We start from the raw sequence: 9,189 nt of genomic DNA on the forward strand, positions 1-9,189 counted from the left end.
AGATGGACGATGCGATGCGTGATACGTTCGCACGACAAGGCTATGTCGTCGTGCCCGATGTGCTCAATCAACAGCAGTTGGACGAGCTCAATCAAGTCTATGATCAGCATATCCACGAGCGGGAGGAGACGCAGTCCACGGACGGCACCGACGCACAGAAGCGCAAAAGCATCCGGGGGCGAGGCACACGCCAGACAACGGATCGGCACGGCAACACCTACGTGGGGAGAAGGCTCTGGAGCAAGGCGTACAGGGACCTGATCGACAACGAGATCATGCTGCCCATCCTTGAAGAGATTCTCGGCGACCCAGCGTGGGGCCATGCCCCAGCACATATGCCGGAAGATCTTCGCCCCTTGTTCCGGTTGGATCACGACAATATACATTACAAACCTGGTCGGAAACCGACAGACGGCGAGGACAAAGGCGGGACACTCCACGGCGGCCCAGGTGCCTTTCATATCACGTGTGTGTATGAACTCAAGACAGTCGGACCAGATGACGGGGGCTTTGGGTGTGTTATTGGCACACACAAGCCGGCCAATGAGCAGAAGCTGATGGACATCGACGGCGACTGGCGGCGGAACTGGTGCGACACGGAGTGGACGTCGCAACTGCCGAACTGGGATGACGATGTGCCGGTGCACCGCGTTGAGGCGAAGGCTGGGGACTGCATTTTGTTCACTGAGAAGCTCAAACATGGCACGATTCCGTGGGCAGGGAGCGGCGAGCGCCGCACCCTTTTCTACAAGTATGTTCCTTTCGGCATGCACCACGGCGACGCCGCGTACGACACCAACGACCCCGAACTCACTGAGCGGCAGAAGCGGATCCTGGAGTTTTCGCCGTGCTGGTTTAACGATCCCCGTGAGGACAAAGACTACTCCGCGAACCCTGCGCTTACACAGCTCCATCCGCTGGCGTGTGTGGAGAGTGACCCGGGTGTGTTGCTGCCGGGTATGTCGCCGCCGCACATCCGGCTGACGGACGAGACCAGGGCGATGCTGAGTGCCGGCTAGAACTTTTTGGCCAAATGATAGCGAAAATAGAATAATGCCGTGAGATTTTTTCTCACGGCGTTTTCATTGATTCCCTGTATAGAAAGGAGTTGTGTCGATGAAGAAGCAAACCCCGGAAGCCATCCTGGCTGGATTTGAGAAACGGGTGGACGCGATGTTCCGCGCAGAATCGGGCAATCCCCTGGTGCGCGCCAAGAAGCAGAAACCTCTCGGCCCGGGGCGCGGTAACTACGTCCGAGCCTACTCCTATTCCATCATGGCGTTTGCCGCACGTTGTCTCTACCTTGGCGAGATGCTGGATGAGGCGAATGCCGCATTGGCCGAAAATGCCCAGCACTACCTCGATAACCCAAAGGACATCAATGACCGCGACAGTTTCCACTGGCATGCGGAGATCGTGATGCGGCTGATCGAGATGTACGGTACCAACGGGACGGAGCATCCTGGCCGCATCACCAAAGAGACCGAGGCCCTCGCGCTCAAACCGGTCTGGCTCTATGCCAAAATGTGCTCGTGGTTAAGCAAGGCGGAGGTCAAGGACTCGCAGACCTGGCACATTTACGGGTCCGAGAACCATCATGCCATGGACTTCACGGTGAATTGGCACTTCTCCAAGCTCGCCAGGAATCTGCCCGAATATAGGAACCTCAAGTTTGATGACGGCGCCATGGCCGAGGATCACTACCGCGCCTGGAACGAGTACTTCATCGCTTACTGCCGTGAACGGGCCCGCAAGAGCCTGTGTATCGAAATGATGAGCGATGGATATAACGCCACGCTGATCAGAGGATTCTATAACTTCTACGACTTCGGTGATCCACCAGTACAGCGCTCGGCCGGGATGTTTCTCGATCTCTACTTTGCTTACTGGGCGCAAGAGCAGATCGGTGGGCATATGGGTGGCGGCGGGTCACGCAGAAAGGGGGAGAAAGCGTTCTACCAGAACCGGGATCACGGAAACGCTCCGTTGGCCTGGTTCTACTTCTCCATCGGCAAGCAACCAACGGTCAATGGTCATGACGTCAACGCCGCACTCAGCGCTTACCGCCCCCCGACCGTAGTGGCCGATATCGCGTCCGACGTAAAGGGACGCGGCCGCTACGAAGTGCGACAGCGTACACAGGGTCTCGGGAAACAAGGCCATTCGTTTCCCATGGTGGCAGTTGCGAGCAAAGCGCCGAATCAATTGCGAACCGACGGTGGTGGCATTCTGCGCTACAGTTTCTGTGACCCTGCCTTCATCCTGGGTACCCCAATGACCGAGGCGCGACCGCTGTCCGATTGGGTCGCGATCAGCGCACAGAATCGTTGGCAGGGTGTGATCTTTGCTGGCGAAGACGATGCCCGCATCGTTCCTCTTGTGCGTCCCGAGGACAACAAGGTCGTTCTCAATGCTCAGTGGTCCGTCCAAAGCAAGGGTAGCCTGATCACACAGAAGCTCAAGTACCACAAGGGTGGCGCCGAGATGAACGTCTGGATGTCGGAAAAAGGCTTGAGCGCACCAGTTGAGGAAGATGGTGTGGTATTTGTGGAAGCAGAAGGCGCATGGGCAGCTATTCGCGTGTCCGATGGAGGCGGCTTCACGTGGAAGGATGGCTCATACACTGTCAAGGCTGAGGATGGCAGTACACGTAAGACACCTCCCGGAAGGATCCTGGCGCTTAAGGGCGAATACGCCCCCGTCATTCTCGAGGTTATGGCCAAGAGCGATCTCGATAGCTTCGATACGTTCAAAGCGAAGGTAAAAGGTTGTGAGATGAGCATGGATGGAGCCATTCTTAGATACACCACGATCTACAGCGACCTGTTGACGTTCGACACCAGCTTTGAGAAAACGCCCAGCATTAACGGCAAGCCCGTCAACTACGCCCCGAAGAAGGTCTTTGAAAGCCCTTTCCTCAATGCCGACTACAATAGTGGTATCGTTACTATTAGTAAGGGTAAGCGGAAGAAGGTGTTGGAATTTTGATTCAAGTCCAGGAGATCAATAAACATGAATACTAAAAGACACTTGACATTTAAGGATCTGATCAATCGCCATACGTGGCCAGGTGTAAAATATCGATTTTTGGAAACCTATCCCGATGAAGCAGATTGCATAGACGCATATGCAGATGTGTATGAACGCCTGATCTTGCTGACCCCTGTAGAAACTTCTATGCGACTGAGTGTCACTGAAAAGGTCGGTGACGACGGTCGTATTTGGGGATTAGAAAAATGCCGCGAGAAGAAATCTCACGGCATTTTTTCGATTGTTTTTTTATAATTGTTTTTCTTTCTATTTGCCAAAAAATAACTATAATTCTCATTTAATAATCATTTTTCCGGGAATGGAAGATAGAAACGAGGTAACTTCACCATAATTCTCCTAAGATGAGCCTCTGTCGTTCAGCCTGGGCGCCCTCCTGAATCGCGAGCCATACATGATGCGCCCGTAGTAGTTGAATAAGCGCTTTGCTGCGGGATCGTCGAAGTGGTAATCCGTTCCGATCTGTCTTGCAGCGGCAAGTCCGGTGATGAGGCAGGTTTCCTGGCTATTGATCAACGTGTGAGCGCCGCAGTGCCATGTTCGTCTCTTTCCCTGAATGAAGCGGAACAAGTTGACGAGCAATGCAACCTGACGCACGTCATGGACAATGTGCTGAAACCGCTGCTTTTTGATAATCTTTCGTTCATCGATGGGAGTGATCGCGTTGTAGGTCACCAGGCAAGGTTTGTCAGACCGATTAGCCCACGGTTGCTGGTTGTGCATGATGTACGTGATTTCATAATTGTCCGGCTTCGCGCCGTACTGTTCGATATGATTGCTCCGCGTTGTCAGGGGCTTCACTTTGTTGTCGGGAAGGACTGAGGAGTCCGAGTGGACGACCGCAAGCTGATGGCTCTCGCTGTCATAACGTATCGACGAGAGAATATAGCGTTCAAGTCTGGTGGGTCTGTCGAGGATCTTCAGTGTCTGGTCCGCATTGCATGCGAAAACCACCTCGTCAAACGTCTCCCGCACACCGTCTTTGTCCTCGACCACGACGCAGGACGCCTGTCGATACACCTTTGAGACAGGCCGGTTGAGGTAGATCTTGTCCCGAAAGTTGGCCGACATGTTCTCGTAGATGCGCCGTGTTCCCTGGTCCCATGTCCACATGGGCGTAGCCGTTTCGATATCGAAGAATTCGAGATACCTCGAGAAGAGCGCTGCAGGCAGATCAAATACGTTTGTTGCCAGCACGAAATTGATGAACATGGGTTTCAGGATCTTGTACCTGAAATCCTCGGAAAATTTTCCCAGATTCAGGACCGTCCCCATGCTGATGTAATTGAACGGGTTGAGGGCGTTCAGCAACCTGGACTGGGAACGGCTCAGCCAACCAAACCAATGCAGACGCCTCAAGACTCGTTGGAACTTCGCAATCTCGGACTGCAGTTGCTCCCTGATGTCGGAATCGAAATCGTGGGCGTAAACACCGTCTCCATACTTCACGCTGTAGCTGAATCTGGTGTTGATCAACCCGATGCCGAACTTTTCCATCAATAACAGGATGTGGTTATAGACCGATGGGATACAAGCGGTTACGGAGACATCGACAGGAATTAAACTGCCGTCATCTTGGGGCATATCGACAGTGATAGCATTGCCGCCAATCTGTTCCTGGGCCTCAAACAGCCGAAAATCAAATTGGTCCGGATGATGATGGAGCGCCCATGCAGCACCCAGCCCTGAAACGCCTCCGCCAACAATGGCAATTCGCCGTGGCATTGTCCCGGTCTCCCTGTTGCTTCTGCTGACACACAACATAAGTATCCCGATTTGATTCATAATAAATCATTGCCTTTTATGGATCAATACAAACTTGCCATGATGATCGCTAATGGTGGAGTTACCCCGCTTCGGATGCTGTTGCCGAATTCCGAATCTGTCCATACAGAGCTTGTATTCAGGCTACAAACAGCCATTTTTCCAACCACATATCCTTCTCGACCAATTCGGCAACAGTATCGCTTCTGTGGAGAGTTTAGGGCTTTGTGTTTCAGCCTGTGATTGATGTAGCTTTTCGTAGGCCAACTGCAACCACAAAGTATTGTGGTTATGATGCTCGATCAGACATAAGAAAAAGCCCGTCAATCGGTGGTGATTGACGGACTTTCTTTTGCAATGAAACAGATAGATTAAAATTCAGCGAGAAGATATTCTTGGCTCCCCAACCATTCCATCGACTGAACTTTTCTGTGTGTGGGATCACTTCCCCATCCATCACTTCCGCAGAAACAAGAAGCCTATTATCGCAATCGGCCATGAGCCACAAAAACAATTCGTTACTCAAAAACTGCACCATCCCAACTATCTCAAAAAAGCCCTGTATTATCAAGAGCTTCTTGAAAAGGGCCACGTTTACTCTCAGATGGCACTTGCCAAACATGTGGGCATTTCGAGAACCAAAACCCGCTTGATACTACGGTTGCTCAAATTGGATGAGGAAATTAAAGATTTTATCTTGAAGATAGATGACACAGATCCAGGACTGAGTTTCCTATCTGTCTATCGGTTGCAGCCGTTACTCCAGCTTAAGAACAAGGAGAGACAAAGAAAGAAATTTTGGAAAATGATTGAGGAGCAATATCCAGGCCAAAATACCTGCTATGAGCAGGTTGCGCTATCAGGACTTGATAGCTGAATAAAACGGCTTGCTATACCGTATATCAAAATACAAATTTCCCTATCAGTATAAATGGTTGTAAATTTTACTTACTGATGTTACGCAAAGTCGAATATCACTGATGTAATATAGTTTTGGGACCGTAATAGGTCTTGCGGGACCGTAATAGGTCTTGCAGGTGAGCCAATCCGACTATTCTGTGACGATATGATATAGTCAGATTGGCTCTTTTTCTTTATGTAAAACAATCTTTTACGAGTATATCTATCTGGACAACGCTCACATTGGCATACTTTTTGCACTTAGATTAAAAATTCTTTTTTTAAACGGTCTTCAAATTCACGATACGTCTCCGTTTATCCCCGCGCAAATATGCCGTGTGAAGGAACTGGCAGGAGATAAATCATTCAGGGGAGGAAAGGGTGTTTCACCGTATATTTACACGTAGGAGTTTATCAAAATATCGCCTATTGTTGATAGCGATCCTTGCATTATTCGTATATGTGAGCCATATCTCTGTACAGGGCAGGTCGCCCAGGGATATCACACCTGATCAGGACGAACTTACCCGATCAGCCACTCTGGATGGTACGGATGGAGGACAAAATCTGGATGTATCCAATGCAGTGCTCTCCTTTACGCAACAAGCAGCCATCTGCCCCGGTGATTTTGACGACAACGGGATGGTCAATATCGCTGATTTTCTGCTCTTTACCGGCGTGTTTGGCACCTCTTCAGGCGATGCCAATTACAACGCGCTTATGGATATGGACGGCAATGGTGAGATCGGCATCGCTGATTTTCTGCTCTTTGCCAACGTGTTTGGCACCACCTGTGAGACGCCACCACAAACTTCGGACAGAGCCGTGCTGGTGGCACTGTACAACGCGACGGACGGCCCCAACTGGAGGAACAACACAAACTGGCTGACCGATGCGCCGCTGGACGACTGGTACGGGGTGGATACCGACGGTTCCGGAAGGGTTGTCCGTCTTCGTCTCGCTGGGAGGTGGAACAACGACACAAGAACCCAAGAGCGATTTGGCTTGTCTGGCCCAATTCCTCTCGAACTCAGCAACCTCGAAAACCTGACATATCTGTCTCTCCGCTACAACAACCTGACAGGGCCAATCCCACCAGAACTTGGTAACCTGTCGAACCTGAATTACTTGAACCTCGAGCGGAACAATCTGACAGGCTTGATCCCACCCCAACTCGGCAATTTCAAGAACCTGACCTATTTAAATCTCTACGATAACAATCTGTCCGGTAACATCCCACCCGAATTATTCAACCTCACAAATCTCACCTGGTTGAATCTGGGAGCCAACCCTCCGTATAGACTACTATCTGGCCCAATCCCGCCGGAACTCAGTAAACTCAAGAACCTGACCTATCTAAACCTGAGGTACCAATCGCTGGCAGGCCCGATCCCACCAGAACTTGGCAACCTCGACAGGCTGGAGCATCTGGACCTTGGTGGAAACCGACTCAGTGGCTCTATCCCGCCCGAAATAGGTAAACTGAAGAACCTGCGTTATCTCGATCTACAAGGGCGAGTGATCCGGACCCGATACGAAGCAGGTCTGCGAGGTTCCATCCCGCTCGAGTTGTTTCAGCTTGGCGAATTGAGAGCCTTGGAGCTTACGGGAAACGACTTGGCGGGCCCGATTCCGCCCGAAATAGGCAACTTCACCAACCTGGAGTACCTGATATTGGGGTCTAACGAATTCTCGGGCCCGATTCCGCCCGAAATAGGCAACCTCACCAACTTGGATCACCTTGCGCTTTGGAATAATTCCTTGACTGGGTCATTACCCTCCAATTTCACAAAACTCCCATTGGAGTGGTTGAGGATTGACGACAACGATGGCCTATGTGCGCCGGGGACTCGGGACTTCGCCGACTGGCTCGAAGGCTTCAATAGCGAACGGGTGGCGTTCTGCACCGAATCCGATGCCGCGGTGTTGAAGTCCTTGTATGAGGCGGCAGGCGGTCCTAACTGGACGAACGCCAGCGGTTGGCTCGACGGCTCTGTCCTTGAGGAATGGCACGGAGTCCGCACCGACTCTGAGGGCCGCGTGATAGCTCTGGACCTGAACCAAAACGGGCTTGCCGGAGCACTGCCGCCGAATCTGGGCCGACTGGACCGCCTGACCGATCTGCGCATCGCGGACAACGCTGGCCTGTCCGGAAACCTCCCACCTTCCCTGGCTGACCTCTCTATCAGGACACTGCAATACGACGGCACGGGGCTGTGCAACCCGACGGAAGCCTACTTCCAGGATTGGCTGCAGACGATTCAGACGCATCAGGGCACAGAGACGACGTGCGCTCCAGTGCTGGACCGGGATGTTCTTGAGAAGCTTTACCTGACTACTGGTGGTCAGCACTGGCAACACAATGACAACTGGTTGTCGGAAAGGCCGCTGCACCTGTGGCACGGCGTCGAGACCGACGATGCGGGAAGGGTGATCGGGCTTGACCTGAGTAACAACAACCTGACAGGCGAGATCCCGCCAGAGCTTGCCAACCTGACTCACCTGAAGGCCCTTAATCTCCGTTTCAATAGCTTATCGGGCCCCGTCCCGCGCGAACTCGCTCGCCTCGACGATCTGGAATCGCTGGACCTCTTCTTCAATGGACTGTCTGGCCGAATACCACCCGAGTTTGGGCGCCTCCAAAACCTGAAACAGCTGGACTTAGGCGGCAATAGCAGGATAGTCGGCACGATTCCCCCGGAACTGAGCGACCTCGCCAACCTGGAGGTGCTGGAGTTATTCGGGTGCAGCATGACAGGCTCAATTCCAGTGGAATTAGGGAACCTCACCAGTCTGAAGCATCTGTCAGTTAGTGGGCCGGCCTTTTCGGGCAAAATTCCACCTGAACTTGGCAGGCTCACAGAATTGGAGTCCCTCGAGATTCGAGGGACTAACCTGAGAGGATCCATCCCGCCCGAACTTGGCCAACTCGCTCACCTGCGGCGTCTTGTTCTAAGCGCCAACGAATTCACGGGTTCTATCCCGCCAGAGCTCGGCAACCTGTCCAGCCTGGAGTATCTGGACTTCTCCTCGAACGATCTTACGGGGCCTATCCCTCCCGAACTCGGCAACCTGTCCAGCCTAAAGCATCTCGACCTCACCGCGAACGAGTTGACGGGTTTGCTGCCACCTGAACTCGGCAGTCTCGCCAGCTTGGAGAAACTGTACATTTCCGGGAACGCGCTGTCAGGCTCTGTACCGCCGGAGTTCAGTGGGTTGGCGCGGCTAAACGTGTTGGTCCTCTCTGCAAACTCGAACCTGGCCGGAGCCCTTCCGACCAGTATCACGCATCTGGGGAATCTGAAGTCGCTGCAGACCAGTGGCACGGAGCTATGTACACCGTCCGTTTCCGATTTCCCCGAATGGCTGGCGGGCATCCCCAGGAAGAGGATCAAGTCCTGCGGAGGCGAGGCTAAGGCGTACCTCACCCAGGCCGTCCAGTCGCGAGAGTTTCCAGTGCCACTCGTTGCGGGGGAA

6 protein-coding genes are annotated in these 9,189 nt (G+C 52.7%); 5 read left to right on the forward strand and 1 reads right to left on the reverse strand.

Features of this window, described 5'->3' with window-relative positions:
• Nucleotides 1-2: 2 nt before the first annotated feature.
• The 3 genes from OXH16_09630 (at nt 3) to OXH16_09640 (ending at nt 3,285) form a co-directional block, all read left to right on the forward strand.
• Entirely contained in the window at nt 3-1,019 is a 1,017-nt protein-coding gene (locus OXH16_09630; protein ID MCY3681647.1) for a phytanoyl-CoA dioxygenase family protein, read from the forward strand.
• A 97-nt stretch (nt 1,020-1,116) separates the two neighbouring features.
• Nucleotides 1,117-2,988, forward strand: a complete 1,872-nt coding sequence (locus tag OXH16_09635) for a hypothetical protein (GenBank protein MCY3681648.1) — start codon at nt 1,117-1,119, stop codon at nt 2,986-2,988.
• A 24-nt stretch (nt 2,989-3,012) separates the two neighbouring features.
• The gene (locus OXH16_09640; protein ID MCY3681649.1) at nt 3,013-3,285 is read left to right on the forward strand and encodes a hypothetical protein; all 273 of its coding nucleotides are present in this window, start codon (nt 3,013-3,015) and stop codon (nt 3,283-3,285) included.
• A 102-nt stretch (nt 3,286-3,387) separates the two neighbouring features.
• Here OXH16_09640 and OXH16_09645 read toward each other — a convergent pair whose 3' ends face one another.
• On the reverse strand, nt 3,388-4,773 hold the full coding sequence (locus OXH16_09645; protein ID MCY3681650.1) for an FAD-dependent oxidoreductase: 1,386 nt from the start codon (nt 4,771-4,773) through the stop codon (nt 3,388-3,390).
• Between the two features lie 472 nt (nt 4,774-5,245).
• Here OXH16_09645 and OXH16_09650 point away from each other — a divergent pair, with 472 nt between their 5' ends.
• Both OXH16_09650 and OXH16_09655 read left to right on the forward strand, forming a co-directional pair.
• Nucleotides 5,246-5,689, forward strand: coding sequence for a hypothetical protein (locus tag OXH16_09650; protein MCY3681651.1), 444 nt, complete (start codon nt 5,246-5,248; stop codon nt 5,687-5,689).
• Nucleotides 5,690-6,297: 608 nt separating this feature from the next.
• Nucleotides 6,298-9,189: leucine-rich repeat domain-containing protein (locus tag OXH16_09655; GenBank protein ID MCY3681652.1), on the forward strand; the 2,892-nt coding region annotated here is incomplete at its 3' end.

The organism is Gemmatimonadota bacterium (assembly GCA_026705765.1).
Taxonomy (GTDB): domain Bacteria; phylum Latescibacterota; class UBA2968; order UBA2968; family UBA2968; genus VXRD01.

Excerpts from the sequence above, each read along its gene's own strand:
- OXH16_09630 (MCY3681647.1), top strand. The coding sequence starts at position 3 with ATGGACGATGCGATGCGTGATACGTTCGCACGACAAGGCTATGTCGTC.
- OXH16_09635 (MCY3681648.1), top strand. The coding sequence starts at position 1,117 with ATGAAGAAGCAAACCCCGGAAGCCATCCTGGCTGGATTTGAGAAACGG.
- OXH16_09640 (MCY3681649.1), top strand. The coding sequence starts at position 3,013 with ATGAATACTAAAAGACACTTGACATTTAAGGATCTGATCAATCGCCAT.
- OXH16_09645 (MCY3681650.1), bottom strand. The coding sequence starts at position 4,773 with ATGCCACGGCGAATTGCCATTGTTGGCGGAGGCGTTTCAGGGCTGGGT.